The following is a 15,854-nucleotide window of genomic DNA, read 5'->3' as shown; positions in this document are numbered from 1 at the left end:
GGCCCGACGACTAGGCTTACCGCTCATCGATCCCCGGTTGGTCTGCCGGCAGGGCCCGCCTGACTTTGAATCAGGATTAGCGACGTAGGTTCGACTCCTACCCGGGGAGCCACGCTCGTCCGCGGCACACTCGGACGAAGTCGCGTGAGACCGTTTCGGCGGGTCGCGGCGTCTTGTCTGGTGACGGAGCCATTAGCCACGACACCAGGGGGACCGGTGCGATCCAGATCGCGACACGACGCGGAGTTCGCCGAGTTCATGGCGGCCCGAGCCGATCGACTCTTCCGCAGCGCGATGATGCTCACGCTGCGCCGGGCCGATGCGGAGGATCTGGTCCAGACGACCCTGGTGAAGGTCTACGCCTCGTGGGCCAAGGTCCGCCGGGCCGAGGATCCCGTGGCCTACAGCCACGGGATCCTGCACAAGACCTTCCTCTCCGAACGTCGTCGGCGCAGCAGCGGCGAGGTGCCGGTGGGGGAGCAGTTCGATCAGGCCGACCCCGACGCAGGGGACCCCGCCGACCGGATCGCACTGTTCGAGGCGCTCGGCGAGCTCGCCCCGCTGGACCGGGCCGTGGTCGTGCTGCGCCATTGGGAGGACCTCAGCGTCGTGCAGACCGCCGAGGCCCTCGGTCTCTCCGAGGCCGCCGTCAAGAACCGGAGCCTGCGTGCGCTGCGAGTGCTGCGCGCCGGGCTCGACGACCCGCACCTGAACGGAGCCCAGTGATGAGCCCACACACCCACCAGTCCGACGAGAACGCAGGGAGCCTGCGCGAGCGGATGAGTCGCTCCCTGGACGGGTTGTCCGTCCCCGGCGACCTGCCCGGCGCCGTCCTGACCGCCGGACGGCGCGCGCGCCGACGCCGTCGGCTGGCCGCCACGGGCGGCACGCTCGGCGTCGCGGCCCTGGCGGTCGCGGTGGTCTGGCCGCTCGCGGGCGGAGCCGACGACCCGACCCCGGTCGGCAGCCCCGAGGGCACCACCGGGTGGGCGACCAGTCCCGACCCGGGTCAGGCCAGCGTCCCTGGCGCCACCACCAGCGACCCGGGCGTGCCGACGCCCGGCATCCCGCAGTACAGCGAGCCCGCACCCGGTGAGGCCCACGGCTGGTGGAACCGGACGGCCAGGCAGATGTTCGCCGTGCTGGAGGAGCGGCTGCCTGAGGACATGACGATCGAGGACGCATACCCGGAGTTCGCCGACCAGGTCGGCGTCCTGGTGGTGCGCACCGACAGCCCCGTGGGCCGGGGCACGATCGAGCTGCGGCTGAGCGCGCCCGGCGAGAGGTCGAACGACATGCGCTGCGAGGCCTACGCCTGGGCGTGGTCGAAGGCCGAGCGCGACCTCTACAACGCCGAGTGCCGCGAGCTCACCGACGCCGGCGGCGAGGTGGTGGGCCGCGTCATCTCCACCGACGCCCGCGAGGCCGGCGGCCAGCTGCGCGACCACACCGTCGAGCTGCGCACCGAGGACGGCGGGATCGTGAGCGGCTCGGTCGCTAACACCGTCGATGAGAAGTGGTACCCGAACTCGCCCGCATCGGCGGAGCTGCCGCCACTCACCGTGCCGCAGATCGAGAACCTCCTGCGCGACCCGATCTGGACCACCGGCGAGTCCTGATCCGGGCGATCCCGGCGCTCTCGCCGATCCGCCGACCGGGGAGCCGGTGACCTACAGTGACGGGGTGCCGAGCAACCTCACCGTGATCGTCCTGGCCGCAGGCGGGGGCACCCGCATGAAGTCGAAGACGATGAAGGTGCTCCACCCGGTCGCCGGGCGCAGCATGATCGCCCACGTGCTGGCCGCGGTGCAGGCCACCGAGCCGCGCCGGGTCGTCGCGGTCGTGGGTCACCAGCGCGAGCAGGTCGGCGCGCACATCCAGGCGCTCCTGCCCGACATCCTGCTCGCCGTCCAGGAGGAGCAGTGCGGCACCGGGGACGCGGTCCGGGTCGCGGTCGAGGCACTGGTCGCGAGCACGTCGGGTCCGGTCGAGGGCACCGTCGTGGTCGCCTACGGCGACACCCCGCTGCTCGAGGGCGACTCGCTGCGCGCGTTCGTGGCCGAGCACGAGGCCGCCGAGCGGGCGGTGAGCATCCTGTCCGGCGAGCTCGCCAACCCCTTCGGGTACGGCCGGGTGGTCCGCGACGACGACGGCGACGTCGTCGCGATCGTCGAGGAGAAGGACGCCACCGTCGATCAGCGCGAGATCCACGAGATCAACTCGGGGATCCTCGCCTTCGAGGCCGGCTTCCTCGCCGACGCCCTGCCCCGGATCGGCAACGACAACGCCAAGGGCGAGTACTACCTCACCGACACCGTCCAGATCGCCCGTGACGCAGGGCTCACCGTCGGCGCCTGGGTGATCGACGACGTGATGCAGACCGAGGGCGCCAACGACCGGGTCCAGCTCGCCGACCTCGGCCGCGAGCTGAACCGCCGCATCGTCACCCGGTGGATGCGCGACGGCGTCACCGTGATGGACCCCGCCACCACCTGGATCGACGCCGACGTCGTGCTCGCCCCCGACGTGACGATCCTGCCGGGCACCCAGCTGCTCGGTGCCACCGTGGTGGGCGAGGACGCCGTCATCGGTCCCGACACCACGCTCAAGGACTGCGAGATCGGCGTCGGCGCCCGGATGGTGCGCACCCACGGCGAGCTCGCGGTCATCGGCGACGCTGCCAACGTCGGGCCCTACTCCTACCTGCGCCCCGGCACCAGGCTCGGCGTCGGCGGCAAGATCGGCGGGTTCGTGGAGACCAAGAACGCCGACATCGGCGACGGCGCCAAGGTGCCGCACCTGTCCTACGTCGGAGACGCCGAGATCGGCCAGGGCACCAACATCGGCGCCGGCACGATCTTCGCCAACTATGACGGCGTGGCCAAGCACCGCACCCGCATCGGCCGGCACGCCAAGACCGCCAGCAACAACACCTTCGTCGCGCCGGTCGAGGTGGGTGACGGCGCGGGCACCGGCGCCGGGACCGTGGTCCGCCGCGACGTGCCGCCGGGCGCCCTGGCGGTCAGCAGCGGCCCCCAGCGCAACCTCGTCGGGTGGACCGTGCGGCGGCGTCCTGGTACCGCCCAGGCCGAGGCCGCCGAGGCGGCCCTGGCAGAATCCGATCCGGTCGACGACGGTTCCGACGACCAGTGAATCCCACGGATCTCCGACCCCCCGAGGAGCGCACGTGACCGGCATCCAGAAGACCACCGAGAAGAACCTGATGGTCTTCAGCGGCAGGGCCCACCCCGAGCTCGCCGAGCAGGTGAGCGAGATCCTCGGCACCCCGCTGGTGCCGCAGTCGGCCTACGAGTTCGCCAACTCCGAGATCTACGTGCGCTACGAGGAGTCGGTGCGCGGCTGCGACGCGTTCGTCATCCAGAGCCACACCGCGCCGATCAACGAGTGGATCATGGAGCACCTGATCATGGTCGACGCGCTCAAGCGCGCCTCGGCCAAGCGGATCACCGTGGTGATGCCCTTCTACGGCTATGCCCGCCAGGACAAGAAGCACCGCGGCCGCGAGCCCATCTCGGCCCGCCTGATCGCCGACCTGTTCAAGACCGCCGGCGCCGACCGGCTGATCGCCGTCGACCTCCACGCCGACCAGATCCAGGGCTTCTTCGACGGCCCCGTCGACCACCTGATGGCGCTGCCGGTGCTCACCGACTACGTCAAGGAGAAGTACGGCGACCAGCCGCTGGCCGTCGTCTCTCCCGACGCCGGGCGGATCAAGGTGGCCGAGCGCTGGTCGGCCCGCCTCGGCGGCGCCCCCCTGGCCTTCATCCACAAGTCGCGCCGCACCGACCGGCCCAACGAGACCGTCGCCAACCGCGTCGTCGGCGACGTCAAGGGCCGCATGTGCGTGCTGGTCGACGACATGATCGACACCGGCGGCACCATCGTGAACGCCGCCGAGGCGCTGATGAAGGACGGCGCCGCCGGCGTCGTCATCGCCGCCACCCACGCGCTGCTCTCGGACCCGGCGGTCGACCGGCTCAAGAACTCGCCTGCGGTGGAGGTGGTGGTCACCAACACCCTGCCGATCCCCGCCGACCGGCAGTTCGACAAGCTCACCGTGCTCTCGATCGCACCGCTGGTGGCACGTGCGATCCGGGAGGTCTTCGAGGACGGGTCGGTCACCTCGATGTTCGAGGGTCAGGCCTGAGCGACCGCCTCGCGCACGGCGCCCGCTCCTGGCAGCGGGTCGCGTTCGCGATGTTCGTGGTCGGCTGGGGTGCCAACCAGTTCACCCCGATGCTGCTCGCCTACCGCGACGAGCTCGGGATGTCGACCCAGACCCGGGCGTTCCTGTTCGGCGTCTACGCCGCGGGACTGGTGCCGGCGCTGCTCGCCGGTGGCGCGGCCTCGGATCGGTGGGGACGCCGCACGCTGGTCGTCCCCGCGGTCGTGCTCTCTCCGGTGGCGAGCCTGCTGCTCATGGTCGAGTCGCACTCCACGCTCGGGCTGTGCGCGGCCCGGCTGCTCGCGGGGGTCTGCTCCGGCGTGGTGTTCAGCGCCGCGAGCGCCTGGGTGGCCGAGCTCTCGGTCCACGAGGCTCCGGGGACGGCGGCGCGCCGGGCCGCGATCGCCCTGTCCGCCGGGTTCGGCGTCGGGCCACTGGTGACCGGGCTCGTGGCGCAGTGGTCCCCGGCGCCCCTCGTGCTGCCCTACCTGCCCCATGTGGTGATTGGAGTCCTCGCGATCATCTTGGTGCGCGTGGTGCCCGAGACCCTCGTCGACCCGGGTCCGCGCGAGACCAGGCGGCCGCTGCTCAGCCTGCCCGCGGTCACCCGCGGTCGCCGCTTCCTGCTGGTCGTGGCGCCGGCGGCGCCGTGGGTGTTCGGCTGCGCGGCGATCTCGATCGCCTTCCTGCCCAGCGCGATCGGCGGCCACGGGCCCGGCGAGCTCGCCTTCGCCGGCATCCTGGCCGGCCTGACCCTCGGCACCGGGGTCGTCATCCAGGGCGTCGCTCGTCGCCTCGACGACCACCGCCCGCTGCTGGCCGGGGACGCCGGACTGGTGCTGGCCGCCGCGGGCTGCCTGATCGGCGTGGCCACCATCGCTGTCGACGTCCGCTGGATGCTGCTGGCCGCCGGTCCGGTGCTCGGCGCCGGCTACGGGATGATCCTCGTCTCCGGCCTGCGCGAGACCGAGCGGATCGCCGCCCCCGACGAGCGCGGCGCCACGATCGCGGTGTTCTACGCCCTCACCTATCTGGGCTTCGCCGCGCCCTACGTGCTGGGTGCGTTCGGCGGGGGAGCGGCGGCGCTGGCCGGAGCCGCCGGTTTGGCGATCGTCTGCCTGGCGGTCGTCACCGCCGGTCGTCGAGAGCGTCCTCCCAGTCCCGCCGCAGGATCGTGTTCGTGAGGCCGTCGGTCGCCGCGGCGACCGCCTCGAGCTGGGCAGCGGTGAGCGGGATCTGCGGGAACGCCTGACCCACCGCCTGCGCGAACGCCTGGCCGCGCTCGGCCAGGGTGGGCGCCTGCTCCAGGTAGCGCTCCACGAACGGCGCCAGCAGCTCGGCCTGCTCCACGTCCCACAGGCCCGCGGTGAGCGCGCCGAAGCGACGGTTGGAGACCCCCGGCTCGACGGCGGCCGCCCACGCCTCCTCCTTCGCCTCCTGGGTGGGGCGCGACGCCAGCGCGCGGGCCGCCCCGAGCTCGCCGTCGACGGTGCCGTCGCGCCGGCGCTCGGCCTCGACCCCCTCGGCGTCGATCGCGTCGAGCTGGGCGAGCCGGGCGATCACCCGCCACCGCAGCCCGGCGTACCAGCCGAGGACGCCGTGCGGGCCGGTCACGCCGTCGGCCTCCAGCCAGCCGGCCAGCAGGTCGGCGTCGCGACTCGTGGCCGCCAGGCCCTCGGCGAAGGTGAGCCGCAGCTCGTCGGTGTCCGCGCGGGCCAGTCCGTCGGCGAACGCGCCGGCGAGTGCGTCGACGGCGTCGCCGATCGCGCCGGAGGGCACCCGCTCGGGAAGGATGTACATGACGGTGCGGTTGGCCACGGACGTGACGATCATCGGGTCGGTCTCCGCCGGGAGGTGCCGGGTGAGCACGCCGAGGTAGGTGAGCGGATCGATCCGGTGCGTGCGGACGCCGTCGAACCACTGCCCCCACACCACGGCCCGGGCGAGCGGGTCGGCCAGGGCGCCGAGGCCGGTCGCGAACGCCTCCATCGAGCGGTCGTCGAGGGTGATCTGCGCGAACGTCTCGCTGCCCACGTTGGGCAGCACGACGCGACCCTCCCACCCCTCGAGTGCGACCGGCTCGGACTCCAGGTCGACCATCCTCGTCTCCAGGAGGGCCAGCTGGTCGTCGTAGGCGGCCACCTGGAACCGGTGCGGGCGGCTGCCGATCCGCCGCAGGACCGGCACGTCGGCGGCGTCCCGCTCCACCACGATCGTGTCGAAGCCGCTGGTGCGCAGCCAGGCGTCTGCCCAGGCGACGGCGTCCCGCTCGGAGGCGGCGTCGAGGGCGGCCACGAAGTCGGCGAGCGTCGTGTTGCCGAAGGCGTGCTCGGACAGGTAGCGGTTCACGCCGGCCAGGAAGGTCTCGTCGCCCAGCCAGGTGACCAGCTGGCGCAGCGCGGCGTTGCCCTTGGCGTAGCTGATCATGTCGAAGTTCGTGGCCGCAGCGTCGACGTCGGGCACATCGGCGGCCTCGGGTGCCACCGGATGGGTGGAGCGGCGGGCGTCGTCGCGGTAGGCGTTGACCTTCCGCATCGTCTCGAAGCGCACCAGCAGGTGCGGGTAGCCGGCTGCGGCCTCGGCGACCCGGTAGCCCATGTAGTCGGCGAAGCTCTCCTGGAGCCAGGTGTCCTCCCACCAGGTCATCGTCACCAGGTCGCCGAACCACATGTGCGCCATCTCGTGGGCGATCGTGGTGGCGCGCTGGGTGCGCATCCGGTCGGTGATCCGGCCGCGGGGCAGGTACTCGTCGCGGTACGTCACGCACCCCGGCGTCTCCAGTGCTCCCCAGTTCTGTCCAGGCACGAAGGCCTGCTCGTAGGAGTCGAAGGGCATGGGCTCGGTGAACAGTTCGGCGTAGTGGTCGAAGCATGCCTCGGTCGTGCGGCGCAGCTCGTCGATGTCGCGGTCCAGCTCGGCGGCCAGGGAGGCGCGGGCGTGCCAGGCGAACGGGATTCCCGCGTGCTCCCACCGGTGGGAGTGCCAGGGACCGGCACAGACGACGAACATCGGCAGCGGGAGCGGCGGGGTGGTGGCAAAGCGCCAGCGCCCCGCGGCCGCGTCGTGCTCGACGACCCGGCCGTTCGCCACGACCGTCCACGCCGGATCGGCCGTCACCGTCAGCGTCACGGGGGCCTTGAGGTCGTTCTGGTCGAAGCAGGGGAGCACCTTCTGGGCGATGTCCATTCCTAGGTAGGCCGACACATAGGTCTCGCCGTCGGCGGGATCGGTGAAGACGTGCATCCCGTCGCCGTCGGTGACCAGCGGCACGCGTGCGGTGATCTCGACCTCGTGGGCGCCGCCCAGCCCGTGCAGGTACAGCCGGCGTCCGTCGTAGTCGGGTTCGAGCGGGACGCCGTCGAGGGCGACCGCCAGATCCGTGGCATCGGTGAGCTCGAGGAAGGTCTCGGGTCCCGCCGCCCGGAAGCTCACCTTCGCGCGCATGCCGTAGTCGCCGTGCGCGGGATCGGTGGGATCCAGTCTGAGATCCAGGTCGAGGTCGTAGGCGACGTCGGAGACGATCGCGGCGCGGACACGGGCTTCCTCGAGACTCAGGCTCACGACCCCGACTCTGGCACGCGCACGATTGGGACCGGAGCGGGGGAGTCCCGTAGGGTTCTCGGGTTGCCTCGGCGAGGGAGCGGACCGCTCCGTGATCGACAGGGCCGGCTGCACTCGAGTCTCCCTCGAGTCCGCCGCGCTGTCGAGCGGCCAGCGGATCCGCACCGGCCCGGGGCCCCTCGAACCAGTCGATCGCCCCAGATCACCTAGCACGCAGGAGACGCCAGCATGTCCGAGACCGAGAAGATCAAGGCCGAGAGCCGTACCGAGTTCGGCAAGGGCGCCGCGCGCCGGATCCGCCGCGAGCACAAGGTGCCCGCGGTCATCTACGGCCACGGCAACGACCCCGTCCACATCACCCTGCCGGGCCACGCCACGATGATGGCGCTCAAGCACGGCGGCGCGAACGCCCTCCTCGAGCTCGAGATCGACGGCGACACCCAGCTCGCGCTCACCAAGCAGGTCCAGGTCGACCCGATCCGCCGCACGCTCGAGCACGTCGACTTCGTCGCGGTCCGCAAGGGCGAGAAGGTCACCGTCGACGTCCCGGTCCACGTGATCGGCGAGGCCGGCCCCGACACCCTGGTCGTCACCGAGAACGCCACCGTCCAGGTCGAGGCCGAGGCCACCAACATCCCCGAGTTCATCGAGGTCTCCGTCGAGGGTCTGCCGGCCGGCACCCAGATCACCGCCGCCGAGCTCACCCTGCCCTCGGGCACCACCCTGCTGGTCGACGAGGAGACCCTGGTGGTCAACGTCACCGAGCAGATCAGCGCCGAGGCCCTCGAGGCCGAGCTCGGGGAGGCCGAGGCCGAGGCCGGCATCGAGCGCGAGGAGTCCGACGAGGAGGCCGCCGAGGCCGAGGGCGAGTCCGCCGACGGCGAGTCCGCCGAGGAGACCGCGGCCGACGAGGAGTGATCCTCTCCCGGCTCCGGTGGTTCCTGGGCCGTGTGATCGCGCCCCAGAAGCACGCGCCCGAGGAGGCCGACGACATGTCCGATGTATGGCTCGTCGTCGGCCTCGGCAACCCCGGACCCGGCTATGCGGGGCACCGGCACAACGTCGGCTACCTGGTGATCGACGAGCTGGCGCGCCGGCTCGGCAGCCCGTTCCGCGCGCACAAGTCGGGACGGGCCGAGGTCGTCGAAGGACGACTCGGCCCGCCCGGACCGGACACGCCGCGCGTCGTGCTGGTCCGGCCGCGCTCCTACATGAACGAGGTCGGCGGCCCGGTCAAGGCACTGGCGAGCTTCTACAAGGTGCCGCCGGAGCGGATCGTGGTCATCCACGACGAGCTCGACATCCCCTTCGGCACCCTGCGCACCAAGAACGGCGGCGGGGACAACGGCCACAACGGACTGAAGTCGCTGCGCTCCTCCTTCGGCACCGGCGACTTCTACCGGGTCCGCGCCGGGATCGGCCGGCCGCCCGGACGCCAGGAGGTCTCCGACTTCGTGCTGTCGAACTACTCCGCAGCCGAGCGCAAGGAGCTGGCCTTCCAGGTCGACACCGCCGCCGACGCCGTCGAGAGCCTGATCACCGACGGCCTGGAGAAGACCCAGCAGCGCTACAACAGCTGAGCGCGCCGCCACCGGCGCTCGATTACGATCGGTGCGACCCGGCCGGAGCCGGCGGGGACTGGGGGACAGGCGATGGGCGAGCCCGAGGGCGACGACTCGTTCCTCGACGACGAGGGTCATCTCTCGGACGGGTCGACCGACGCCGAGGCGCCCGACGAGGACGACTCGCGCTGGTCGTGGCCGCGCCGCATCCTCACCACGCTCCTGGTGCTGGTGGTCGTGCTGGGCGTGGCCGGCGTCGGAGGGTTCCTCTACCTCCAGCACCGGCTCGGCGGTCAGGTCGACCGGATCCCCGGCGTCTTCGCCGGCCTGGAGAACCGGCCGACCCGGGTCACCACCGGCGACACCGAGAAGGCGCTCAACGTCCTGCTGATCGGCACCGACCGGAGATCCGAGGTCGCCACCACCGGAGACAACGCGGAGTCGCCGGAGTGGGAGCCCGGTGCCCAGCGCAGCGACACGATGATGATCCTGCACATCGACGCCGACCGGCGTGGTGCCTCGGTGATCTCCATCCCGCGCGACTCCTGGGTCGAGGTCCCCGGGCACGGGCGCGACAAGATCAACGCCGCCTTCTCCCTCGGCGGGCCCGCGCTGGCCGTCGAGACGGTCGAGACGCTCACCGACGTGCGGATCGACCATCTCGCCGTCGTCGACTGGGCCGGCTTCGCCGCCCTGACCGACGCGCTCGGCGGCGTCACGGTGACCATTCCCGAGACGGTCCACGACAGCGCCCGTGACTACACCTGGACCGCCGGCGAGCACCACCTCGACGGTGAACAGGCCCTGCTCTACGCCCGCCAGCGCTACGGGCTGCCCGGCGGCGACCTCGATCGCGTCCAGCGTCAGCAGGCCTTCTTGCGCTCGCTGGCCACCAGCACCCTGAACCGGGCGGGCAGCAAGAACCCCGCCGCGATCTATGAGCTCCTCGACGTGCTCACCAAGAACCTCAGCGTCGACGAGGAGTGGAGCACCGGCCAGATGCGCGACCTGCTGTTCTCCCTGCGCTCGCTGCGCGGCGGCAGCATCGACTACCTCACCGCGCCGGTGAGCGGGTTCGGCACCGAGGGTGCGGCCAGCGTCGTCTACCTCGACGACGATCTCGGGCGGGGGCTGTGGAAGTCGGTGCGCGAGGACGACGTCGAGTCGTGGGTCGAGGCCCACCCCGGGGAGCTGACGCCGCAGGTCGTGCGGTGAGCCAGCCGGGCTCCGGACGCAGTTACCCCAGTTCAGGTAGGAGATCGGCTTCGGCGCCGGTCTAGGTTGAGTGCGACGTCGCCGGGATGACTCGGAGGATCCAGACGGTCGTCGGGCACCGCGTCACGGCGGCCCCGTCATCGGGGCGCAGCCGCGGGGCGGTCGACCTGGATCCATGGGGACTGTTCGATGGGGGGCGACAGCTTTGGCACCGGTCTGGACCAGCACCGATTCAACCTCGGCTCGGCTAGGGCGCGGCGCCGGGTCGCACCTAGACTCCGGCTACGTCGCTGGGACCTTCTGGTCCGTTCCGGTCATGCGATCGAGTGACCGGAGCGGTAGTTGTGGGGAACGCGATGCCAGGCAAGAGCGGCTCGACACCGATGCTCTCTGAGAGCGGGGCGGCCGGCCGTCGCCGGGTCCTCGTCGCAGCGCTCGTCCTCGCGGCGCTCGTGGTCGCCGGGCTCTGGATGGCGCTCGGACGCGGCGACGACGCGTCGGCGGGACCGCCGCCGGACGCGCAGGACTCCGCGACGCCCTCCCAGGACACGACGTCGGAGGGGACCGCGGTCCAGCCCGATCCGCGCGCGCCACGGGCCATCGGCCCGGTGAAGCGACCCGGTGAGGCCCGCACGTCGCGGGACCAGCTGCTCCGAGCCCCCGGGGCCGAGTTCGGCGCGCCCGCCGCGTATCCCGACGGGGTCTCGGTACGGATCCTCGGGCACACCAACCGCCACGTGAACGGGCTCGGCCCCGGCGCCACGAGCGGCCCGGCCACCATGTTCCGGATCTCGGTCGCCAACGACTCCGAGTCCCCCCTCGAGCTCGGCTCGGTGGTGGTCACCGCGGTCTACGGCCCCGGAGCCGGCTTCGTGGCGGACCCGTCGTACGACCTCCCGGTCGGCGACCTCGCCGGCACCCTGCGCCCCGGTGCCACCCGCACCGCCAAGTACGCCTTCGCGATCCCCGCCGACGCGCGCGACCGGATCCGACTCTACGTCGACCTCGACGGGTCTCGGATGCCCGCCGTCTTCACCGGAAGCATCGAATCGTGAGTCACTCCCAACCGAGGAGAACCAGCATGCGTGACCTCCGTCCCCGCCGATCGGTCTCGGCCGTGCTGGCCATGATCCTCACCACCGCCGGAGCCGTCGGGACCGGCCTCGCCGCGGCAGTGGTCGGCGTGACCCTCGCCGCGGCCCCGTCCCATGCCGACACCACGCCCGATCCCGGCCGCCCTGCCACCGTCTCGGCCGACGGTCTGCCGACCTGGCAGGTCAACGGGATCGTGTGGAACCAGGTGCTGGTCGGCAACACCGTCTATGCCACTGGGAACTTCACCAAGGCGCGCCCGCCCGGGGTCGCCGTCGGCGGAGCCGGGGAGGTGCCCGCGGGCAACATCTTCGCCTTCGACGTGCGCACCGGAAACCGGATCACCTCGTTCAACCACACCCTCAACGGCGTCGGCCAGTTCATCACCGCGTCACCGGACGGATCACGGGTCTACGTCGGCGGTGACTTCACCACCGTCGACGGCATCGCCCGCGGCCACCTCGCCGCCTTCAACACCGCAGACGGCAGCCTGGTCGGCAGCTTCGCGCCGAGCGTGTCCTCGCGGGTCAGTGGCATCACCGCCAGCAACGACACCGTGTGGATCGGCGGCAGCTTCTTCAACGTCAACGGCTCCTCGCGCACCCGCCTGGCCGCAGTGCGAGCGACCAACGGCAGCCTGTTGCCGTGGGCCCCCGCCGCCGACGCCGACGTCGACACCATGGTGCTCGCGCCCGGAGGGGACACCGTGGTCGTCGGCGGCTCCTTCAACAACCTGGGCGGCGCCCCGGCCAGCGGGATGGGTGCAGTCGACGCCGTGAGCGCAGAGCCCCGGCCCTGGGCCGCCAACACGACGATCCGCAATGGCGGCAACCAGTCGGCGATCGTCAACCTGCGCACCGACGGCACCAACATCTACGGCTCCGGATGGGCGTTCGGGACCGGCAACTTCGAGGGCACCTTCTCCGCCGATGCCGCCACCGGGAACCTCAACTTCCTCAACGACTGTCACGGCGACACCTACGACGCCGTCGCGGTCGGTCAGGTGCTCTACAACGTCTCGCACGTCCACAACTGCCACGCGGTCGACGGCGGGTTCCCCGAGTCCAACCCGCGCTGGGTGAACATGCAGCACGCCTCGGCCTACACCAACTTCCCGGTCGGGCAGAACCACGGCCCCGACGAGTACGGCTGGAACTTCGACGGCGTCCCGGCTCCGGAGATGCTGCAGTGGTACCCGGAGCTGGCGCTGGGCAGCGCCAGCGGCCAGTCCCAGGCGGCCTGGTCGATCTCCGCGGACAGCCGCTACGTCGTCCTGGGCGGAGAGTTCCCGCGCGTCAACGGCGTGGCCCAACAGGGACTGGTGCGGTTCGCCGCCCCCGACCTGGCTCCCAACAAGCAGGGACCACGAGTCGGCCCGAACGGACTGCTCACCGCCAACGCCCTCGCGCTCGGCGGCAACTCGATCCGGGTCTCGTGGCAGGCGCCGTGGGACATCGACAACGAGAACCTGACCTACGAGGTGTTCCGCAACGGCGGCGCCACGCCGGTCTACACCACGAAGGCGAAGTCGAGGTTCTGGAACCTGCCGATGATGGCCTTCCGCGACTCGGGCCTCCAGCCGGGGGTGCAGTACCGCTACCAGGTCCGGGTCAGCGATCCGTTCGGCAACCGGCTCACCTTCCCGCAGACCGCTCCGGTGACGATCACCGCGGGCGAGGCGCCGGGCACCTACGCCGACGACGTGGTGGCCGACGGCGCGACCGCCTACTGGCGTCTCGGGGAGCCCTCCGGCGCCGTCGCCTACGACTGGGCCGGGGCCAACGACGCCGCCGTCGGATCGGGGGTGTCGCGCGGGACCGCCGGAGCGATCAGCGGCACCACCGACCGTGCCACCACCTTCGACGGCACCAGCGCCGGCACCGCGGCGAGCCCGCCGATGACGACCACGGCGAACCTCACGGTGGAGGCGTGGGTCAAGACGACCAGCAACCGGGGCGGGAAGATCGTGGGTTACGGCTCGGCGGCCTCCGGTGACAGCGGGAGCTACGACCGGCATCTGTACCTGACCAACGACGGCCGCGCCGTCTTCGGGGTCTGGACCGGCGCCACCCGCGTCGTCACCAGCAGTCCGGGCCTCAACGACGGACAGTGGCACCACGTCGTCGGGGTCCTCGACGCCGCCGACGGGCTGAGCCTGTGGGTCGACGGCCGGCGGGCCGCCGCCGACCCGACCACCCGATCGGCCCAGCCCTTCTCGGGTCGCTGGCGCATCGGCGGCGACAACCTCGGCGGCTGGCCGAACGGACCGTCGAGCAACTACCTCGCCGGGGCGATCGACGACGTCGCGATCTACCCGACCAGCCTCAGCCGCACCCAGATCCAGCGCCACTTCACCGACAGCGGCCGCACCCTCGACGTCCCGCCAGCCCCGACCGACGACTACGGCCGCGAGGTCGTGGGCGATGAGCCGATGCTCTACTGGCGACTGGGCGAGGCTCCGGGAGCCACGTCGGTCGCCGACGCGTCGGGCAACCTGAACCCCGGCGTGTTCCCCGGCGGCGGGGTGACCCTCGGCGCCCCGGGTGCGCTGGCCGGCACCACCGACACCGCCGCGGTCTTCAACGGCGCCTCCGGCACCATCGGCTCCACCCAGACCACCAGCAATCCACGGGCCTACTCCGAGGAGCTGTGGTTCAAGACCACGACCACCCAGGGCGGGAAGCTGATCGGCTTCGGCGACCGACAGTCCGGGACCAGCTCCAACTACGACCGGCACGTCTACATGGAGGACTCCGGTCAGCTCACCTTCGGCGTCTACACCGGTACCACGAACACCACGACCACCGCGGACGCCTATAACGACGGTCAGTGGCACCACGTGGTGGCCACCCAGGGCGCCGACGGGATGCGGCTCTACGTCGACGGCATCCAGGTCGGGTCGAACCCGCAGACCGCCGCCCAGGACTACACCGGGTACTGGCGGGTCGGCGGCGACTCCCCGTGGAACGGTCGCACCTACTTCCAGGGCACCATCGACGAGGTAGCGGTCTACCCCAAGGCCCTGTCGGCGGCCACCGTCGGCCGGCACTTCCAGGCCGGCGGCGGCCACCTTCCGAACCAGCCGCCCCACGCCGCATTCACCAGCACGTCGGCTGCTCGGACGGTGCACCTGGACGCCGCCGGGTCCGCCGATCCGGACGGCACGATCGCCGGCTACGCCTGGGACTTCGGCGATGGCCAGACAGGCACCGGGGTCGCGCCCGAGCACACCTACGCCGCCGACGGCACCTATCCGGTGACCCTGACCGTCACCGACGATCGCGGTGCCCAGGCGCAGGTCTCGCACCCGGTCACCGTCACGAACACCGCGCCGCAGGCCGCATTCTCCGAGCAGGTCACCGGCCTCGGGGTGGCCGTGGACGCCACGGCGTCCAAGGACCCTGACGGCACGATCGCCTCCTATGCCTGGGACTGGGGCGACGGCACTCCCGCCGCTGCCGGCGTCACCGCCGCACACACCTACGCCGCGGCCGGCACCTACACCGTGACGCTGACCGTCACCGACGACCTCGGTGGCACCGATGCGGTCAGCCACCCCGTCACGGTCGCTCCGGTGCAGTTCCTCGCCCGCGACGACTTCGGGCGGACCACCGTCAACGGCTGGGGCGACGCCGACCTCGGCGGCACCTGGGTGCGCACCGGCACCGCTTCCCGGTTCGCCGTCGCTGGGGGACAGGCGACGATCAGCCTGGCCCCCTCCTCGGGACCGTGGGCGACGCTGTCGGGCGTCGACTCCACCAGCACCGACGTCACCGTCTCGATCGGCCTCGACAAGCTGCCCGTCGGCGGCGCGGTGCAGGCGATCGTCCGGCCGCGCGTCACGGCCGGCGGCGACAACTACCACTTCGATGCCCGGGTCCAGCCCACCGGCGCGGTCCAGGTGCTCGTGGGGCGCAAGGTCGGGACCACCGACTCGATCCTGGCGACCGTGCCGACCGGCCTGACCTACGCCCCCGGCCAACGGCTGCTCATGCGGGCCCAGGCGACCGGCACCAACCCCACGACGCTGCGGGTGAAGCTGTGGCCGGCGGGAACCCCGGAGCCGGCCGGGTGGCTGTCCACGACGACCGACGCCGGTGCCGGCCTGCAGACCTCGGCCAGCATCGGGCTGTCGGCCTACCTGTCCGGCGCCGTATCCAATGCGCCCATCGTGGTCTCCTACGACGAGCTCGCGGTGCGTCCCGGTGGCTGAGCGAGCGCCGAGGACGCCGACGAGG

The 15,854-nt window shown here is 71.9% G+C and carries 11 protein-coding genes and 1 tRNA gene; 11 read left to right on the top strand and 1 reads right to left on the bottom strand.

Annotated features, from left to right (window positions below; all coding sequences use genetic code 11):
- Positions 1 to 30: 30 nt before the first annotated feature.
- The 6 genes from WMR31_RS00150 (at position 31) to WMR31_RS00125 (ending at position 5,370) form a co-directional block, all read left to right on the top strand.
- A tRNA-Gln gene (locus tag WMR31_RS00150) sits at positions 31 to 112 on the top strand.
- A 104-nt stretch (positions 113 to 216) separates the two neighbouring features.
- Positions 217 to 726 (top strand): SigE family RNA polymerase sigma factor, encoded by a 510-nt coding sequence (locus tag WMR31_RS00145; RefSeq protein WP_340536712.1) that lies wholly within the window; start codon positions 217 to 219, stop codon positions 724 to 726.
- Positions 726 to 1,619 (top strand): hypothetical protein, encoded by an 894-nt coding sequence (locus WMR31_RS00140; RefSeq protein ID WP_340536711.1) that lies wholly within the window; start codon positions 726 to 728, stop codon positions 1,617 to 1,619. Before WMR31_RS00145 ends, WMR31_RS00140 begins: the two co-directional genes overlap by 1 nt.
- 64 nt (positions 1,620 to 1,683) lie before the next feature.
- Positions 1,684 to 3,153, top strand: a complete 1,470-nt coding sequence (gene glmU, locus WMR31_RS00135; RefSeq protein ID WP_340536710.1) for a bifunctional UDP-N-acetylglucosamine diphosphorylase/glucosamine-1-phosphate N-acetyltransferase GlmU — start codon at positions 1,684 to 1,686, stop codon at positions 3,151 to 3,153.
- A 34-nt stretch (positions 3,154 to 3,187) separates the two neighbouring features.
- Positions 3,188 to 4,168, top strand: coding sequence for a ribose-phosphate diphosphokinase (locus WMR31_RS00130; RefSeq protein WP_340536709.1), 981 nt, complete (start codon positions 3,188 to 3,190; stop codon positions 4,166 to 4,168).
- Positions 4,169 to 4,218: 50 nt separating this feature from the next.
- The gene (locus tag WMR31_RS00125) at positions 4,219 to 5,370 is read left to right on the top strand and encodes an MFS transporter (protein WP_340536707.1); all 1,152 of its coding nucleotides are present in this window, start codon (positions 4,219 to 4,221) and stop codon (positions 5,368 to 5,370) included.
- On the opposite strand, the gene pepN is transcribed toward WMR31_RS00125, so the two are convergent.
- Positions 5,315 to 7,747, bottom strand: coding sequence for an aminopeptidase N (pepN, locus tag WMR31_RS00120; protein WP_340536705.1), 2,433 nt, complete (start codon positions 7,745 to 7,747; stop codon positions 5,315 to 5,317). The genes WMR31_RS00125 and pepN overlap by 56 nt on opposite strands.
- A 228-nt stretch (positions 7,748 to 7,975) precedes the next feature.
- Between pepN and WMR31_RS00115 the strand changes: the two genes are divergently transcribed.
- From WMR31_RS00115 to WMR31_RS00095, 5 genes are all read left to right on the top strand, one after another.
- The gene (locus WMR31_RS00115) at positions 7,976 to 8,665 is read left to right on the top strand and encodes a 50S ribosomal protein L25/general stress protein Ctc (RefSeq protein ID WP_340536704.1); all 690 of its coding nucleotides are present in this window, start codon (positions 7,976 to 7,978) and stop codon (positions 8,663 to 8,665) included.
- A 74-nt stretch (positions 8,666 to 8,739) separates the two neighbouring features.
- Entirely contained in the window at positions 8,740 to 9,327 is a 588-nt protein-coding gene (pth, locus tag WMR31_RS00110) for an aminoacyl-tRNA hydrolase (RefSeq protein WP_340536703.1), read from the top strand.
- A gap of 72 nt (positions 9,328 to 9,399) precedes the next feature.
- Positions 9,400 to 10,524, top strand: a complete 1,125-nt coding sequence (locus WMR31_RS00105; protein ID WP_340536702.1) for an LCP family protein — start codon at positions 9,400 to 9,402, stop codon at positions 10,522 to 10,524.
- Between the two features lie 356 nt (positions 10,525 to 10,880).
- Entirely contained in the window at positions 10,881 to 11,579 is a 699-nt protein-coding gene (locus WMR31_RS00100; RefSeq protein WP_340536700.1) for a hypothetical protein, read from the top strand.
- 26 nt (positions 11,580 to 11,605) lie between these two features.
- Positions 11,606 to 15,829 carry a LamG-like jellyroll fold domain-containing protein gene (locus WMR31_RS00095; protein WP_340536699.1) on the top strand — a complete coding sequence of 1,408 codons (4,224 nt, stop codon included), beginning with the start codon at positions 11,606 to 11,608 and terminating at the stop codon, positions 15,827 to 15,829.
- Positions 15,830 to 15,854: the final 25 nt, after the last annotated feature.

Source organism: Nocardioides epinepheli, from assembly GCF_037936805.1.
Taxonomy (GTDB): domain Bacteria; phylum Actinomycetota; class Actinomycetes; order Propionibacteriales; family Nocardioidaceae; genus Nocardioides.
This window is presented reverse-complemented; position numbering and strand designations above follow the sequence as displayed.